The organism is Streptomyces sp. NPDC046977 (assembly GCF_040644455.1).
GTDB lineage: Bacteria > Actinomycetota > Actinomycetes > Streptomycetales > Streptomycetaceae > Actinacidiphila.
In genome coordinates this window covers 1-16,627 of sequence record NZ_JBEYWO010000050.1, presented here as the reverse complement: position 1 = coordinate 16,627, position 16,627 = coordinate 1, and the positions used below count along the sequence as shown (strand labels likewise).

Annotated in this window: 12 protein-coding genes; 7 read left to right on the top strand and 5 right to left on the bottom strand. The window is 72.0% G+C overall.

Features of this window, described 5'->3' with window-relative positions:
* The first annotated feature begins 66 nt into the window (after positions 1-66).
* A complete protein-coding gene (locus ABZ883_RS40130; protein WP_360916210.1) occupies positions 67-2,547 on the top strand; it encodes a bifunctional (p)ppGpp synthetase/guanosine-3',5'-bis(diphosphate) 3'-pyrophosphohydrolase in 2,481 nt (826 codons plus the stop codon).
* 121 nt (positions 2,548-2,668) lie between these two features.
* On the opposite strand, the gene ABZ883_RS40125 is transcribed toward ABZ883_RS40130, so the two are convergent.
* On the bottom strand, positions 2,669-3,898 hold the full coding sequence (locus tag ABZ883_RS40125; protein WP_360916208.1) for a DUF349 domain-containing protein: 1,230 nt from the start codon (positions 3,896-3,898) through the stop codon (positions 2,669-2,671).
* Between the two features lie 216 nt (positions 3,899-4,114).
* A complete protein-coding gene (locus tag ABZ883_RS40120; RefSeq protein WP_360916205.1) occupies positions 4,115-4,945 on the bottom strand; it encodes a peptidylprolyl isomerase in 831 nt (276 codons plus the stop codon).
* A 211-nt stretch (positions 4,946-5,156) separates the two neighbouring features.
* On the opposite strand from ABZ883_RS40120, the gene ABZ883_RS40115 reads away from it, so the two are divergent.
* Positions 5,157-5,873 carry an MBL fold metallo-hydrolase gene (locus ABZ883_RS40115; RefSeq protein WP_360916202.1) on the top strand — a complete coding sequence of 239 codons (717 nt, stop codon included), beginning with the start codon at positions 5,157-5,159 and terminating at the stop codon, positions 5,871-5,873.
* A 13-nt stretch (positions 5,874-5,886) separates the two neighbouring features.
* The gene (gene hisS, locus ABZ883_RS40110; protein ID WP_360916199.1) at positions 5,887-7,149 is read left to right on the top strand and encodes a histidine--tRNA ligase; all 1,263 of its coding nucleotides are present in this window, start codon (positions 5,887-5,889) and stop codon (positions 7,147-7,149) included.
* Between the two features lie 727 nt (positions 7,150-7,876).
* Here the strand turns inward: hisS and ABZ883_RS40105 are convergent.
* Together ABZ883_RS40105 and ABZ883_RS40100 are read right to left on the bottom strand one after the other, a co-directional pair.
* Complete coding sequence (locus tag ABZ883_RS40105) at positions 7,877-10,003, bottom strand: EAL domain-containing protein (RefSeq protein WP_360916196.1); 2,127 nt, start codon at positions 10,001-10,003, stop codon at positions 7,877-7,879.
* On the bottom strand, positions 10,000-10,806 hold the full coding sequence (locus ABZ883_RS40100) for an SAM-dependent methyltransferase (RefSeq protein ID WP_360916193.1): 807 nt from the start codon (positions 10,804-10,806) through the stop codon (positions 10,000-10,002). The genes ABZ883_RS40105 and ABZ883_RS40100 overlap by 4 nt, the downstream gene beginning before the upstream one ends.
* 100 nt (positions 10,807-10,906) lie before the next feature.
* On the opposite strand from ABZ883_RS40100, the gene ABZ883_RS40095 reads away from it, so the two are divergent.
* Genes ABZ883_RS40095 through ABZ883_RS40085 form a run of 3 tightly spaced genes read left to right on the top strand, consistent with a single transcriptional unit; the run spans position 10,907 to position 14,792 of the window.
* Positions 10,907-12,712: a glycoside hydrolase family 15 protein gene (locus ABZ883_RS40095; protein WP_360916190.1), complete on the top strand. Its 1,806-nt coding sequence runs from the start codon at positions 10,907-10,909 to the stop codon at positions 12,710-12,712.
* 46 nt (positions 12,713-12,758) lie between these two features.
* Entirely contained in the window at positions 12,759-13,406 is a 648-nt protein-coding gene (locus ABZ883_RS40090; protein WP_360916187.1) for a vitamin K epoxide reductase family protein, read from the top strand.
* A 36-nt stretch (positions 13,407-13,442) separates the two neighbouring features.
* A complete protein-coding gene (locus ABZ883_RS40085) occupies positions 13,443-14,792 on the top strand; it encodes a replication-associated recombination protein A (RefSeq protein WP_360916184.1) in 1,350 nt (449 codons plus the stop codon).
* Positions 14,793-14,823: 31 nt separating this feature from the next.
* Here the strand turns inward: ABZ883_RS40085 and ABZ883_RS40080 are convergent, their stop codons facing one another.
* On the bottom strand, positions 14,824-15,543 hold the full coding sequence (locus ABZ883_RS40080; protein WP_360916181.1) for a DUF2470 domain-containing protein: 720 nt from the start codon (positions 15,541-15,543) through the stop codon (positions 14,824-14,826).
* Positions 15,544-15,742: 199 nt separating this feature from the next.
* Between ABZ883_RS40080 and rpsD the strand changes: the two genes are divergently transcribed.
* Positions 15,743-16,354: a 30S ribosomal protein S4 gene (rpsD, locus tag ABZ883_RS40075; RefSeq protein ID WP_018564200.1), complete on the top strand. Its 612-nt coding sequence runs from the start codon at positions 15,743-15,745 to the stop codon at positions 16,352-16,354.
* Positions 16,355-16,627: the final 273 nt, after the last annotated feature.

The window sequence follows — 16,627 nt, the reverse complement described above, 5'->3', positions numbered from 1 at the left end:
ACCATGGTGTACCGGACTCTCCCTCCTTGCCCGTTCTCGGACAGGAGGGGCCCAGAAGGAGTGCCCTTGCAAGACGAGGCCAGGTCGACCCAGCCGATGACCGCCGCGGAGGGACGCGAGGCGTCCTCCGTCTCCGCGGCTCCTTCCGGCGCGCCCGGCGCCCCCGCGGAGAGCCCCGCTCCCAAGGCCCCGCCGGCGACACCGGGGGCCCGCCCCGTGCGGACGCCCGGCAGCGTGGCGCCGAACCGGCCCGCGACCTCCTCGAACCGCGTCCGCGCCCGTCTCGCCCGGCTGGGCGTGCAGCGTTCCAGCCCGTACAACCCGGTGCTGGAACCCCTGCTGCGCATAGTGCGCAGCAACGACCCCAAGGGCGACACGTCGCAGCTGCGCCAGATCGAGCGCGCCTACCAGGTCGCCGAGCGCTGGCACCGCGGCCAGAAGCGCAAGAGCGGCGACCCGTACATCACGCACCCGCTCGCGGTGACGACCATCCTCGCCGAGCTCGGCATGGACCCGGCCACGCTGATGGCCGGGCTGCTGCACGACACGGTGGAGGACACCGAGTACGGCCTGGACGCGCTGCGCCGCGACTTCGGCGACTCCGTCGCCCTGCTGGTGGACGGCGTCACCAAGCTCGACAAGGTGAAGTTCGGCGAGGCCGCGCAGGCCGAGACCGTGCGCAAGATGGTCGTGGCGATGGCCAAGGACCCGCGCGTCCTGGTGATCAAACTCGCCGACCGCCTGCACAACATGCGCACCATGCGGTACCTCAAGCGGGAGAAGCAGGAGAAGAAGGCCCGCGAGACGCTGGAGATCTACGCCCCGCTGGCGCACCGGCTGGGCATGAACACCATCAAGTGGGAGCTGGAGGACCTCGCGTTCGCGATCCTCTACCCCAAGATGTACGACGAGATCGTGCGCCTGGTCGCGGAGCGCGCCCCCAAGCGGGACGAGTACCTGGCGGTCGTCACCGACCAGGTGCAGCAGGACCTGCGCGCGGCCCGCATCAAGGCGACCGTCACCGGCCGCCCGAAGCACTACTACAGCGTGTACCAGAAGATGATCGTGCGGGGCCGCGACTTCGCCGAGATCTACGACCTGGTGGGCATCCGGGTCCTGGTCGACACCGTCCGCGACTGCTACGCGGCGCTGGGCACCATCCACGCGCGGTGGAACCCGGTGCCGGGGCGGTTCAAGGACTACATCGCGATGCCCAAGTTCAACATGTACCAGTCGCTGCACACGACGGTCATCGGGCCCAGCGGCAAGCCGGTCGAGATCCAGATCCGCACCTTCGACATGCACCGCCGCGCCGAGTACGGCATCGCGGCGCACTGGAAGTACAAGCAGGAGGCCGTCGCCGGCGCCTCCAAGGTGCGTACCGACAGCCCGAAGTCCGCGAAGAAGGACGACGCGGTCAACGACATGGCGTGGCTGCGGCAGTTGCTGGACTGGCAGAAGGAGACGGAGGACCCGGGCGAGTTCCTGGAGTCGCTGCGCTTCGACCTGTCCCGCAACGAGGTCTTCGTCTTCACGCCCAAGGGCGACGTCATCGCGCTGCCCGCGGGCGCCACCCCGGTCGACTTCGCGTACGCGGTGCACACCGAGGTCGGTCACCGGACCATCGGCGCGCGCGTCAACGGCCGCCTGGTGCCGCTGGAGTCGACCCTCGACAACGGCGACACCGTGGAGGTCTTCACCTCCAAGGCCGCCGGGGCGGGCCCGTCCCGCGACTGGCTCGGCTTCGTCAAGTCCCCGCGGGCGCGCAACAAGATCCGCGCCTGGTTCTCCAAGGAGCGCCGCGAGGAGGCCGTCGAGCAGGGCAAGGACGCCATCGCCCGGGCCATGCGCAAGCAGGGCCTGCCCATTCAGCGTGTGCTCACCGGCGACTCGCTCGTCACCCTGGCCCACGAGATGCGCTACCCCGACATCTCCGCGCTGTACGCGGCGATCGGCGAGGGGCACATCACCGCGCAGTCGGTGGTGCAGAAGCTCGTCGAGGCGCTGGGCGGCGAAGAGGGCGCGACCGAGGACATCGCCGAGATCACGATGCCCTCGCGCAGCCGCACCAAGCGGCGGTCGGCCGCCGACCCGGGTGTGATCGTCAAGGGCGAGCGGGACGTGTGGGTCAAGCTGTCGCGCTGCTGCACCCCGGTGCCCGGCGACCCGATCATCGGCTTCGTCACCCGCGGCAACGGCGTCTCGGTGCACCGCGCGGACTGCGTCAACGTCGAGGCGCTGTCGCAGCAGCCCGAGCGGATCATCGATGTCGAGTGGGCGCCGACGCAGTCGTCGGTCTTCCTGGTCGCCATCCAGGTCGAGGCACTGGACCGGGCGCGCCTGCTGTCGGACGTCACGCGCGTGCTGTCCGACCAGCACGTCAACATCCTGTCCGCGGCCGTCCAGACCTCCCGCGACCGGGTCGCCACCTCCCGCTTCACCTTCGAGATGGGCGATCCCAAGCACCTCGGCCACGTCCTGAAGGCGGTCCGCGGCGTGGAGGGCGTCTACGACGTCTACCGCGTCACCTCGGCACGGCAGCGCTGACGGCCTCCCCGGGGCTCCGGAAGTCCAGGGGGCCCGGGAGGGCCCGCAACAGCCCGCAGGGCCCGTACGCGACCGCGTACGGGCCCTGCGGGCCTGCCGGCCGGGACGGCCGGTCCGGCTCTCAGCCGCTGAACTCGTCGAGGGACTTCAGCGCCTGGTCGAGCAGCGCCTGCCGGCCGTCCAGCTCGCGCTGGAGCTTCTCGGCCTTGGCGGTGTTCCCCGCGGCGGCCGCCTTCTCGATCTGATCACGCAGCTTGTCGACGGCGGCCTGGAGCTGGCCGGTGAGACCGGCCGCCCGGGCCCGTGCCTCGGGGTTGGTGCGCCGCCACTCCGACTCCTCGGTGTCGTGGATGGCGCGCTCGACCGCGTGCATGCGGGCCTCGATCCGGGGCCGGGCGTCGCGCGGCACGTGACCGATCGCCTCCCAGCGCTCGTTGAGGGCGCGGAACGCCGCTCGGGCCGACTTGAGGTCGGTCACCGGGAGCAGCTTCTCGGCCTCGATGGCCAGCTCCTCCTTGAGCGTGAGGTTCTCGCGCTGCTCGGTGTCCCGCTCCGCGAAGACCTCGGAGCGGGCCGCGAAGAAGACGTCCTGGGCACCGCGGAAACGGTTCCACAGGTCGTCCTCGGCCTCGCGCTGCGCGCGGCCGGCGGCCTTCCACTCGGTCATCAGCTCGCGGTAGCGCGCCGCGGTCGGACCCCAGTCGGTGGAGCCGGACAGCGCCTGCGCCTCCCCCACCAGCTTCTCCTTGTGCTGCCGGGCCTCTTCGCGCTGCGCGTCGAGCTGCGCGAAGTGCCCCTTGCGGCGCTTGGAGAAGACCGAACGGGCGTGGCTGAAGCGATGCCACAGCTCGTCGTCGGTCTTGCGGTCCAGCCGGGGCAGGCCCTTCCAGGTGTCGACCAGCGCGCGCAGGCGCTCGCCGGCGGAACGCCACTGCTCGCTCTCGGCGAGCTGCTCCGCCTCGACGACCAGGGACTCCTTGGCCGTCTTCGCCTCCTCGGAGGCCTTGGCCTTGGCCACCTTGCGCTCTTCACGGCGCGAGTCGACCACCGCGGTCAGTGCGTCCAGCCGCTCGCCCAGCGCCGCCAGGTCGCCGACGGCATGGGCCTCGGTCACCGCGGTGCGCAGGTGCTCGATGGCCGTCAGCGCGTCCTTGGCGGACAGGTCGGTGGTCTTCACCCGGCGTTCGAGGAGGCCGATCTCGACGACGAGACCCTCGTACTTCCGCTCGAAGTAGGCCAGCGCCTCCTCGGGGGAGCCCGCCTGCCACGAGCCGACTTCACGCTCGCCCTCGGCCGTACGCACGTACACGGTCCCCGTCTCGTCGACGCGGCCCCACGGGTCGCTGCTCACAGCGCCTCCTCCACGTGATGCCCGGCCTCTTCACGGCACACGGCATCGTCCACAGTTCCATCCGGCCGGGCCGTGCCCTGGCCGGTCCCGACGGGCCCGCTCGCGCGGTGCGGCCGTCGGCGCAGGCACCCTACACAACGCCAACATAGGCGACCGGTGGGCCGGCTGTCCGCATCCCGCACCCGCGAATTCACCGAGCGGGTGCGGGGACGCGGTTCAGGACGCGCTGACCGTCGCCTTGTTGATCACCACGGTCGCGTTCGGGGGGCCGTCACCGGCGCCCGTGGAGTCCCCGGCGGCGGCGATCTTCTTGAGCACCGCCATGCCGTCGGCCGTGATCGTTCCGAACGGCGCGTAGTTCGGCGGCAGCGGGCTGTCCTGGTAGACCAGGAAGAACTGGCTGCCACCGGTGTGCGGCTGGCCGGTGTTCGCCATCGCGACGGTGCCCGCCGGATAGGTGCCCTTGGCGATCGACTTCGCCTTCAGGTTCTCGTCCGGGATCGTGTAGCCCGGACCGCCGGAGCCGGAGCCCGTCGGGTCGCCGCACTGGAGCACGTAGATGCCGGAGGTGGTGAGCCGGTGGCACTTGGTGTGGTCGAAGTAGCCCTTGCCGGCCAGGAAGGCGAAGGAGTTCACCGTGTGCGGCGCGTTCTTCGCGTCGAGGTCCAGAGCGATGTCGCCGCAGGTGGTCTGCAGGTCGAAGGTGTACTTCTTGGCCGCGTCGACGGTGACCGCGGGCTCCTTCTTCCACTGCTCGGTGCCGGGGGCGCCCTCGGCGGGCTTGGCGCACGGGTCGGGCGCCTTGCTGGGCGCGCTGCTGGCCGCCGCGCTGGGGGACGCCTTGGCGGCCGCCTCGTCCTGCTTGCTGTCGCCGCTGAACGCGCCGGCGGCCCAGGCCGTGGCCCCGGCCGCCAGGACGACCGCCACGACGACGGCGATCACCGTGTTGCGCTGCCGTGCGCGGTTGCGCGCGCCGACCCGGCGCTCCTGCTGCCGCTCGAACTTCTCCCGGGCGAGCTGGCGCCGCCGCTGATCCTTGGTGACCACTGAGCCGTCTCCCGATGCCGTCTGCTCGAACTGTCGAGTGTGCGTGTACGTCTGTCTCTGCTTGGTATGCCGTGGCCGATCTTCGCTTCCGCCACGCCCACAGTCCAGCGACGTTACTGGTTCGCGATGGCCGCGTTCACGCCGGTAGGCTCAGGACGTCGCCCTCGGGCGGCACGACCTGCCGCGAACGACAGCCGACAGAAGGACGAACGTGCTCATTGCCGGGTTCCCCGCCGGGGCCTGGGGCACCAATTGCTACGTGGTGGCCCCCGCCGCCGGTGAGGAGTGCGTGATCATCGACCCGGGTCACGAAGCGACCCAGGGCGTCGAGGACACGCTCGCCAAACACCGTCTCAAGCCCGTCGCCGTCATCCTCACCCACGGCCACATCGACCACGTGGCCTCGGTCGTTCCGGTCTGCGGGGCGCACGACGTCCCGGCCTGGATCCACCCCCGCGACCGCTACATGCTGGACGACCCGGAGAAGGCCCTCGGACGTTCCATCGGGGCCCAACTGCTCGGTGAACTCACCATCGGGGAGCCCGACGACGTCAGGGAGCTCTCCGACGGCAGCACCCTGGAGCTGGCCGGTCTGGAGCTGACCGTGGCGCATGCGCCCGGCCATACCAAGGGGTCGGTGGCCTTCAGGCTCCCCGAGACCGCCGAGATCCCCTCGGTGTTCTTCTCGGGCGACCTGCTGTTCGCCGGCTCCGTCGGACGCACCGACCTGCCCGGCGGTGACATGGACGAGCTGTTCGCGTCGCTGGCACGTGTGTGCCTGCCGCTCGACGACTCGACCGTGGTGCTGTCCGGTCACGGTCCCCAGACGACCATCGGCCGTGAGCGAGCCTCCAATCCGTATCTCGCGGAGTTGGCCCGCGGCCTCGGGGACGCCGGACGGACGGCGACCCCGCGACGAGGAATGTGACGAGAGACTTCCTGTGAGCACTTTCAAGGCCCCCAAGGGCACGTACGACCTCCTGCCGCCCGATTCCGCCGTGTTCCTGGCGGTACGCGAGGCGATCGCCGCGCCGCTGCGGCGGGCCGGCTACGGCTATGTGGAGACCCCCGGCTTCGAGACGGTGGAGCTGTTCTCGCGCGGTGTCGGCGAGTCCACCGACATCGTGACCAAGGAGATGTACACCCTCACCACCAAGGGCGGCACGCACCTCGCGCTGCGCCCCGAGGGCACCGCCTCGGTGCTGCGCGCCGCGCTGGAGGCCAATCTGCACAAGACCGGCAACCTGCCGGTCAAGCTCTGGTACTCCGGCTCCTACTACCGCTACGAGCGTCCGCAGGCCGGGCGTTACCGCCACTTCTCCCAGGTGGGCGCGGAGGCGATCGGCGCCGAGGACCCGGTGCTGGACGCCGAGCTGATCATCCTGGCCGTGGACGCGTACCGGTCGCTCGGACTGCGCAGCTTCCGCCTGCTGCTCAACTCGCTGGGCGACAAGGAGTGCCGTCCGGTCTACCGGGCCGCGCTCCAGGAGTTCCTGCGCGCCCTCGACCTCGACGAGGACACCCGCCGCCGCATCGAGATCAACCCGCTGCGCGTGCTGGACGACAAGCGCGAGAGCGTGCAGAAGCAGCTCGTCGGCGCCCCGATGATGCGCGACCACCTGTGCGAGGCCTGCAAGGCCTACCACGAGCAGGTGCGCGACCTGCTGACGGCGGCGGGCGTGGAGTACGAGGACGACCCCAAGCTGGTGCGCGGCCTGGACTACTACACCCGCACCACCTTCGAGTTCGTCCACGACGGTCTGGGCTCGCAGTCCGCGGTCGGCGGCGGCGGCCGCTACGACGGCCTGTCCGAGATGATCGGCGGCCCCGCGCTGCCGTCGGTCGGCTGGGCGCTCGGCGTGGACCGTACGGTTCTGGCGCTGAAGGCCGAGGGCGTGGAGCTCGAACTGCCCGCGCCCACGCAGGTGTTCGCGGTGCCGATGGGCGAGGAGGCGCGCCGGGTGCTGTTCGGCGCGGTCACCGGGCTGCGCCGGGCCGGTGTCGCCACGGACTTCGCCTTCGGCGGCAAGGGCCTGAAGAACGCCATGAAGTCCGCCAACCGTTCGGGCGCCCGGTTCGCGATCGTCGCCGGTGAGCGCGATCTCGCCGAAGGTGTCGTGCAGCTGAAGGACCTGGAGAGCGGCGAGCAGACCGCCGTGCCGGTCGACGGGATCGTCGGCGCCCTGCGCGAGCGGCTGGCCTGACCCGCTTGCCACGCGGTCCGGCCGGTACGCCCGGGGCCGGACCGCGGGCCGTCAGCGCACGCGAGCCGCACATGGGGGTTCTTCGCGACGGGCGGCGTCGGCCGGCGCGCGGTACGGTCCGGCGGGACCGCCGGGCGTACCGTGGGAAGTGGCCGTCCCGAGCGGGTGTCCATGCAGTCGCTCCCACGCCAACACGCGTCTGTCCGTGTCGGCGGCACCGAACAGACCCGTACCACCCGGCGAGTGGGGTTCGCCGGTGACGGTCGGATCCGGTTCGACGACGCGGGCAGAGGTGTAGAGCGAGTCGCGGGCGACGGGGCAGGGGCAGGCCGCGCGGGCGCGCCGGTCGGCGCCGCTCATCGCTTCCCCGCCGCGGGCAGTGCCCAGGAGGTGCCTGGGTGTCCGCCCGGGTAGGGAAGTACCTGGTTCGGTATCCCGGTGGGGGCCGGGAACCGTCGTTCACGAGGCCCGGGCCGGCCGGCGGAGGATGCCGTGAGGCGGGCGGTCCGCACGGTGGTGCCGGTGACGAGTTCTGCTGCCATGAGGGCGGTCCATGACGGTGTGGGACGGCGTGGGACGGTGTGCTCGATCCAGGACGCCGAGGCGTCGACCATGAGGCGGGAACCGTCACCGGCCGCGTAATGCCGCGGAACCGGATGATCCGGACCAATCGCCTCCGGACCTTCATCTAACTCGCGGCCCTCACGCAGAGTCAAGATTTCGGCCTTTACTTTGCCTCGCTTTTGCCCATGGGGTACGCAGAGTGACCTTCGGTGATCCTCCGGGCGATCTCCTGCGGCGCCACGGGCCGGCCGAAGTGCCACCCCTGCCCCCAGTCGCAGCCCAGCGAGCGCAGCCACCGTGCGTGCTGCGGGGTCTCCACGCCCTCCGCGGTGACGGTCAGGTCCAGCGCGTGCGCCAGCGACACCAGCCCGCCGACGATCCGCCAGCCCACCGGCTCCTCCGACCCGTGCTGGTGGGTGTCCGACACGAAGGCGCCCGCGATCTTCAGCCCCGACACCGGGAGGTTTCGCAGATAGGCGAGGTTCGACCAGCCGGTGCCGAAGTCGTCCACCGCCAGCGAGACACCGGCGTCGGCGAGTGCCTGGAGGGCGCGCAGCGACTCGTCCTCGGGGCCGATGACCGCGCTCTCGGTGATCTCCAGCTGGAGCCGGCGGGGGTCGAGGCCGCTGTTGTCCAGGATGCGCGTGATGTCGTTCACCAGCCCCGGGTTGCGCGCCTGACGCACCGCCAGGTTCACATTGATCTGCGGTGCCGCGTCCCCGAACCGGCGTACCCACTCCGCGGCCTGCCCGATCGCCCGCTCCAGGATCCACCGCCCGAGCGGCATGATCAGCCCGGTCTCCTCCGCCGTCGCCACGAACTCGTCCGGGCCCAGCACCCCGAACTGCGGATGGCGCCAGCGCACCAGTGCCTCGACCGCGGCCAGGCTGCCGTCGGACAGCGCGCACAACGGCTGGTAGTCCACGAAGAACTCGCCGCGGTCCAGCGCCACCGGCAGCCGGACGGAGATGGCGTACCGGCTCACCGCGCGCGCGTTCTGCGTCGGGTCGAACAGCGTCCACCGGCCGCGTCCGGACTCCTTCGACCGGTACAGCGTCAGATCGGCCGCCCGCACCGCGGCGCCCGGCGTGGTCGCCGCCACGGTGCGCGCCAGGACGCCCACGCTGGCGCCGATGGCCAGTTTGTGACCGGCGATCAGGAAGGGCCGGGCGAGGGTCGTCAGGACGAGTTTGGCGACGGCCACCGCCTCCTCCTCGCCCCGGCAGTCCTCCAGCAGCACCACGAACTCGTCGCCGCCGAGCCGGGCCACCAGGTGCCCGAGCGGGGTGAGCGCGGTGTCCAGGCGCTCGGCCACCGCCGCCAGCAGCAGGTCGCCGGTCTCGTGGCCCAGGCTGTCGTTGACGACCTTGAAGCCGTCCAGGTCGACGTAGCACAGGCCGAAGCGGGCGTCCGGCTGCGGCTCCTCGAACAGGGCCTCCAGCCGCTCGAAGAAGGCCGCCCGGTTCGGCAGCCCGGTGAGCGGGTCGTGCGTCGCCTGGTGGCGCAGCCGCTCCTGGAGGCGGTACCGGTCGGTGATGTCCTCGACCATCGCCACCTGGTAGCGGGGCTCGCCGTTCTCGCCGCGGATCAGCGAGACCGTCAGATGCGTCCAGACCACCTCCCCGTCGTGCCGGTAGTACGGCTTGTCGCAGGTGAAGCGGTCCCGCCGCCCCTGCACCAGGTCCTCGTACGCCTCCCACACCCCCGGCGCGTCCTCCGGGTGCACCAGGTCGGTGACCCGCCGGCCCCGCAGGTCCTCCGACCGGGTCCCGAACAACTCCCGCAGCGCCCGGTTGACCTGGAGGATCGTGCCGTTCACATCGGCCATGCCGATGCCGATGGCAGCGTGCTCGAACAGGGCGCGGAACCGCGCCTCGGAGGCGCGCCAGGCCCGCTCGGCCTCCTCGCGGGCGTCGAAGGCGGCGCGCTGGATCGCCTCCTGCTCGCGCAGCGTCCGCTCGCGCAGGGCCGCCGCCCAGCCGGCGGCGAAGACGCCGGAGACGGCCGCCAGACGGCCCGGGGCGGCCCGCTGGGTGTGCAGCAGGGCGACGGCGTGCGCGAGGATCTCGGGATCGGTGAAGTGGGCGTCCACCAGCAGGGCCGCGGCCTCCTCGGCCAGCGGGGTGTCCGCGTCGGTCCCGGCCAGCGAGCGGCGCAGCAGCTCCGCCGTACGGCCGGCGACCTGGGCCAGCGTCGGCGGCGGCAGGGCCAGCCCCTGGCCGGAGCGCAGCAGCCGGTACCAGGCCTCGGTGAAGTCGCGGGTGCCCACGGGGGTCAGCGGCTCCGTCACGGCCGAATCCCCACCCCGGTCAGGCCCGACAGCAGCTCCGGGTGCGGGCCGACCGACTCCGGGTCGTCCGGGTGCCACTCGTTGAGCCACACGATGCCGGGCTCGACCATCTCGAAGCCGTCGAAGAACGTCGCCACCTGCTGCCGGGTGCGCATGGTCAGCGGGGTCGCGGTCCGGGCGTAGAGCGCCTCCAAGGGGGCGGCCTTCTCCGGGCGCGACTCCTGGGAGGCGTGCGAGAGCACCAGGTAACTGCCGGGGGGCATCGCCTCCCGCAGTGTGGCCACGATCTTCGCCGGCGCGGCCGAGTCCGGGACGAAGTGCAGGACGGCGACGAGCAGCACGGCGACCGGTTCCCCCGGCCGCAGCAGATCCTCGATCTCGGGCCGGGACAGCAGGTCGACGGGGTCGGTCATGTCGGCCGCCACCATCGCGCAGCGCGGGTCGTCCTTGAGCATCAGCCGGCTGTGCGCCACGGCGATCGGGTCGTCGTCGACGTACACCACCCGGGCGTCGGGGCGTACCGGGCGCGCCACCTCGTGGACGGCGCCGTACGTCGGGATGCCCGACCCGATGTCGATGAAGCGGCTCACGCCCTGGGTCGCGACGTAACTCACCGACCGGCGCAGGAACGCGCGGTTGGCGCGCATGATCTCCGGGAGGTCGGGCCAGAGCGCCAGGGCCTCGCGGGCCATGTCGCGGTCGGCCGCGAAATTGTGCGACCCGCCCAGGTAGTAGTCGTAGACCCGGGCGGCGTTGGGGGTCTCCACGTCGGTCCCGGCCGGCACCCATTCCGGACGTTGCATCGTGCACCTCTCCCGAGCCGGTCGGACGTCCCGGCTCCCCGGATCAGCCTAAAGTCCCTAGTGTCTTATATGTACGTATTCTCGCAGTGATCGGTTCACCATGAGCAGGCTCATCGAGGACTACGGCCTCATCGGGGACCTCCAGACGGCCGCGCTCGTCGGCCGGGACGGCTCCGTGGACTGGCTCTGCCTGCCCCGCTTCGACTCCCCGAGCTGCTTCGCCGCGCTCCTGGGCGACGACCGCCACGGCAGCTGGCGGCTGGCCCCGGTGGGCGGCGGACAGTGCGAGAGCCGCGCCTACCGCGCCGGCACCCTGGTGCTGGAGACCTACTGGCGCACGGCCGGCGGCGCCGTCAAGGTGATCGACTTCATGCCCCAGCGCGAGCGCGCACCGCACCTCATCCGCATCGTGGAGGGGCTGAGCGGCACCGTGGACATGCGCAGCGAACTGCGCCTGCGCTTCAACTACGGCCGCACCGCCCCCTGGGTGCGGCGCACCGGGCACCACCGCGTCGCGGTCGCGGGCCCCGACTCGGCCTGGCTGCGGGCGACCCCCGGCGTGCACACCTACGGCTCCGACGGCTGCACCCGCTCCGACGCCACCGTTGAGGCGGGGCAGCGGGTGCCCTTCGTCCTCACCTGGCAGCCCTCGCACCTGAGCGCGTCGCACCGCACCGACCCCGAGGCCGCGCTGCGCGCCACCGTCGCCCGCTGGCAGGACTGGGCCGCCGGCTTCCGCTACGCGGGCGACTACCCGGACGCCGTGCTGCGCTCGCTGATCACCCTCAAGGCCCTGGCCTACCAGCCCACCGGGGGCATCGTCGCCGCCCCGACCACCTCGCTGCCCGAGCTCATCGGCGGGGTCCGCAACTGGGACTACCGCTTCTGCTGGCTGCGCGACTCCAGCATGACCCTGTCCGCCCTGCTGCGCGGCGGCTTCCGCGAGGAGGCCGCGGCCTGGCGCCAGTGGCTGCTGCGGGCGATCGCCGGCGACCCCGGCGACCTGCGCAGCCTGTACGGCGTGGCGGGGGAGCGCCATTTGCCCGAGACCCACGCCGACTGGTTCCCCGGCTACGAGGGGTCCGGTCCGGTCCGGCTCGGCAATGCCGCGGTCGGGCAGTTCCAGCTCGACGTGTACGGCGAGGTCGTCGACACCCTGCACCTGGCACTGCGGGCCGGCATCCCCATGGAGCGCCAGGTGTGGGCCTTCCTGCGCAGGATGCTGACGCACCTGGAGGGCCACTGGCGCGAGCCCGACGAGGGCCTGTGGGAGGTGCGCGGCGGCCGCCGGCACTTCGTGCACTCCAAGGTGATGTCCTGGGTCGCCGCCGACCGGGCCGTGCGCATGGCCGAGGCCACGGGGCTGCCCGCCCCCGTGGAGCGCTGGCGGGAGCTGCGCGACGCCATCCATGCCGACGTCTGCGCCCACGGCTACGACGCGCGGCGCGGGGTCTTCGTCCAGCACTACGGCGGCCGGGCCCTCGACGCGGCGACGCTGTTCATCGTCAAGACCGGCTTCCTGCCGCCCGGCGACCCGCGGGTGGCCCGCACCGTCGACGCCGTCCGCGACGAGCTGGACCTGCACGGATTCGTCCGCCGCTACACGGGCCCCGACGGCGTCCCGGGAACGGAGGGGGCCTTCCTGGCGTGCTCCTTCTGGCTGGCCGACGCCCTCGCCGCGCTGGGCCGGGAGGACGAGGCCCGGGTGCTGTTCGCCCGCGTCCTGGACAGCGCCAACGACCTCGGGCTGCTCCCGGAGGAGTGGGACCCGGTCGCCGCGCGGCACCTCGGTAACACTCCGCAGGCGTTCACGCACGTAGCGCTCGTCAACACTGCGTTCACTTTGTCTCGTTGTCCCTCGTACGGGGGACACGGCACCATGGAACCCGGCACTTCCCGCGCATGACACGCGTTGGGCAGTGCGGCAGATTCCCGACCAACGGAACGGCGACATGGTGACTTCGGCGGTAGACACGGCCCGCACCGACGGCGAGGACCTGGAGCAGCCCGCCCAGGACCGCATCGGCGCAGGCAGGGCGTACACCTGGCTGCTCGTGGTCTGCGGTGCCCTGGGCCTGCTCGCCTCGTGGGTCATCACGATCGACAAGTTCAAGCTGCTGGAGGACCCGAACTTCGTCCCCGGCTGCAGCCTGAACCCGATCATCTCCTGCGGCAACATCATGAAGAGCGAGCAGGCGCACGCCTTCGGCTTCCCCAACCCGATGATCGGCATGGTGGCCTACCCGGTGGTCATCGCCATCGGCATGGGCATCTTCGCCGGGGCCCGCTACCGCAGCTGGTACTGGCTGGGCCTGCAGGCCGGCACGCTCTTCGGCGTCGGCTTCGTCACGTGGCTGCAGTACCAGTCGCTCTACAACATCGGTTCGCTGTGCCTGTGGTGCTCGCTGGCCTGGGTCGTCACGATCGCGCTGTTCTGGTACACCCTCGTGCACAACGTGAAGCACCGGATCATCCCGGCGCCGGCGGCCCTGCGCAACGTCGTGCTGGAGTTCCACTGGGTCGTCCCCGTGCTCTGGTACGGCGTGCTCGTCCTGCTGATCCTGACCCGCTGGTGGTCGTACTGGAGCACCCTGATCTGACCGGGCTGTCGGTGCGGTGACATAGGCTTTCCTGCCGTGGAGCCCGACCTGTTCACCGCCGCCGCAGAGGAACGTCAGTCGAGGGAGCCGGGAGGCAGTCCCCTCGCCGTGCGGATGCGTCCGCGCACGCTGGACGAGGTCGTGGGGCAGGGGCATCTGCTCCGCCCCGGCTCGCCGCTGCGCCGGCTGGTCGGCGAGAGCGGCGGCGGTCCCGCCGGTCCCTCCTCGGTGATCCTGTGGGGGCCGCCCGGCATCGGCAAGACGACGCTGGCGTACGTGGTCAGCCATGCCACCAACAAGCGCTTCGTCGAGCTCTCGGCGATCACCGCGGGCGTCAAGGAGGTCCGCGCGGTCATCGAGAGCGCCAAGCGCGAGTCCGGCGGCTACGGCAGGGACACCGTCCTCTTCCTCGATGAGATCCACCGCTTCAGCAAGGCGCAGCAGGACTCGCTGCTGCCCGCGGTCGAGAACCGCTGGGTCACCCTGATCGCGGCGACCACGGAGAACCCGTATTTCTCGATCATCTCCCCGCTGCTGTCGCGGTCGCTGCTGCTCACCCTGGAGTCGCTGACCGACGACGACCTGCGCGGCCTCGTGCGGCGCGCCCTCGACGACGAGCGCGGCCTGAAGGGCGCCGTCACGCTGTCCGAGGAGGCCGAGGCCCATCTGCTGCGCATCGCCGGCGGCGACGCGCGGCGGGCGCTGACCGCGCTGGAGGCCGGCGCGGGCGCGGCCCTCGCCAAGGGCGAGGGGGAGATCTCGCTGGCCACGCTGGAGGAGTCCGTCGACCGTGCCGCGGTGCGGTACGACCGGGACGGCGACCAGCACTACGACGTGGCCAGCGCCCTGATCAAGTCCATCCGCGGCTCCGACGTGGACGCCGCCCTGCACTACCTGGCGCGCATGATCGAGGCGGGGGAGGACCCGCGGTTCATCGCGCGCCGGCTGATGATCTCGGCGAGCGAGGACATCGGCCTCGCCGACCCGACCGCCCTGCAGACGGCGGTCGCCGCCGCCCAGGCGGTGGCGATGATCGGCTTCCCCGAGGCGGCCCTGACCCTCAGCCACGCCACCATCGCGCTGGCCCTGGCGCCCAAGTCGAACTCCGCGACCACGGCCATAGGCGCGGCGCTCGCGGACGTCCGGGCGGGGAAGACCGGGCCGATCCCGGCGCATCTGCGCGACAGCCACTACAAGGGCGCGGCCAAACTCGGCCACGGAAAGGGCTATCTGTACCCGCACGACCTGCCCGGCGGCATCGCGGCCCAGCAGTACGCCCCGGACGACATCCACGGCACGCACTACTACGAGCCCACGCGCCACGGCGCGGAGGCGCGCTACGCCGACGTCCTGGACCGGGTCCGGGAGCGGCTCGCGGGGGAGTAGCGGCGTGGACGGCGTGCCCGCCGACGGCCGGTCAGCGGTCCTGCCGACCGGCGGCCGCCTCCTCGGCGGCGTCGAACAGCGCGTGCATCGCCCGGTGCAGCTCCTGGTGGCCGCGGACCGGCTCGGGGAACTCGAAGCGGGCGTCGAAGGTCCCCTCCGCCCCGGTGAAGCGCACCCGCAGCCCGAACCGGTCGAGTGCCAGCGGCACCGCCCCGGTGGGCGCCCGCCGGCAGCCGGACGCGTCCGCGGCGAGCGCGCACAGCCAGGCCACCTGGTCGGCATGGGACGCCGCCAGGTGCTGGAGCAGTTCCGCCTCGTGGGCGATCAGGGGGTCGGCCTCGGCCGCGGCGAAGTCGTCGGGCTCGACCCGGCCCGCGCCCCACAGGTCGTCCAGAAAGGCCTCGCCGACCTCCAGGCGCAGCCGGACCCGTCCGGCGGGGGCCGGCAGCTCGCGGGCCGCGGTGAGCCAGCCCGCGATCCTGGCCCGTCCGCGGATGCGTTCGCGCACCGCCACGGGAGCCACATCGGTGATCTCCAGCACAGCGGTCAGCTCGTCGGCCTCGGCGTGCGTGGCGGCCCGTACGGCCGGGGAATCCGCGGGGAACAGCAGGAAGAGATCGCCGTCGGTGCCCACGATGCGTTCCAGGGGGATCATCGACTCCGGGCGGTCCGCGGGGAGGCCTGGAACGACCAGCACCGCGGAGGCGGTACCCTGTACGAGAGTTCGTGTGCGTTCGGCTGCTGACGGCAACCGGACGATTTCATGCCCGCTGGGACGCGGCTGACCATGAGCTGATCGGACCTCCGTCAAGTCGGCGCCTGATGAGGCGTCGACGGCGCCCTGTGCGGCGTTGGCTTTGTCTGTGATGCGCGTGGTGTTCCCAGGGCGAGACATACGATCTCCTTCGCTAAGGTAAGGCTAACCTAACTTACATGGAGGTCCGGGAAACGTGAACCAGTCGCGTCCCAAGGTCAAGAAGTCGCGTGCGCTCGGCATCGCCCTGACGCCGAAGGCCGTCAAGTACTTCGAGGCCCGTCCCTACCCGCCGGGCGAGCACGGCCGCGGCCGCAAGCAGAACAGTGACTACAAGGTCCGTCTGCTCGAGAAGCAGCGCCTGCGCGCCCAGTACGACATCTCCGAGCGCCAGATGGCCCGCGCCTACGACCGCGCCCGCAAGGTCAGCGGCAAGACCGGTGAGGCCCTGATCGTCGAGCTCGAGCGCCGCCTGGACGCCCTCGTCCTGCGCGCCGGTCTGGCCCGCACCATCTACCAGGCCCGCCAGATGGTCGTCCACGGCCACATCGAGGTCAACGGCCACAAGGTCGACAAGCCGTCCTTCCGCGTGACCCCGGACGACGTCGTCATGGTCCGCGAGCGCTCCCGCGCCAAGACCCCGTTCCAGGTCGCCCGCGAGGGCGGCTGGGCCGGCGAGGGCGAGACCCCGAAGTACCTGCAGGTCAACCTGCAGGCCCTGGCGTTCCGCCTCGACCGTCTGCCGAACCGTCGTGAGGTCCCCGTGATCTGCGACGAGCAGCTCGTCGTCGAGTACTACGCCCGCTGACGCGAAGCCCTCGCGGCACGTCGTACGAAGGCCCGCCGCGCACTGCCCCTCCGGGGGCGTGCGCGGCGGGCCTTCGCCGTTCCCCGCGGACCGCCGTCAGTCCGGCGGCGCCGTGCGCGGCCGGGCGGGGCGCCGGTGACACCTGGCGGCGTCCCCCACCGGGTCCGGACCCCGGGGCCCCCGCCCCCCGCCGGGTGCCCCCCCGGCCCGCCGCGCCCCCCCCCAGGGGCCGGGCCCACCCGCAGGCCCCCCGCACGACCGGCGCCCCCCCCA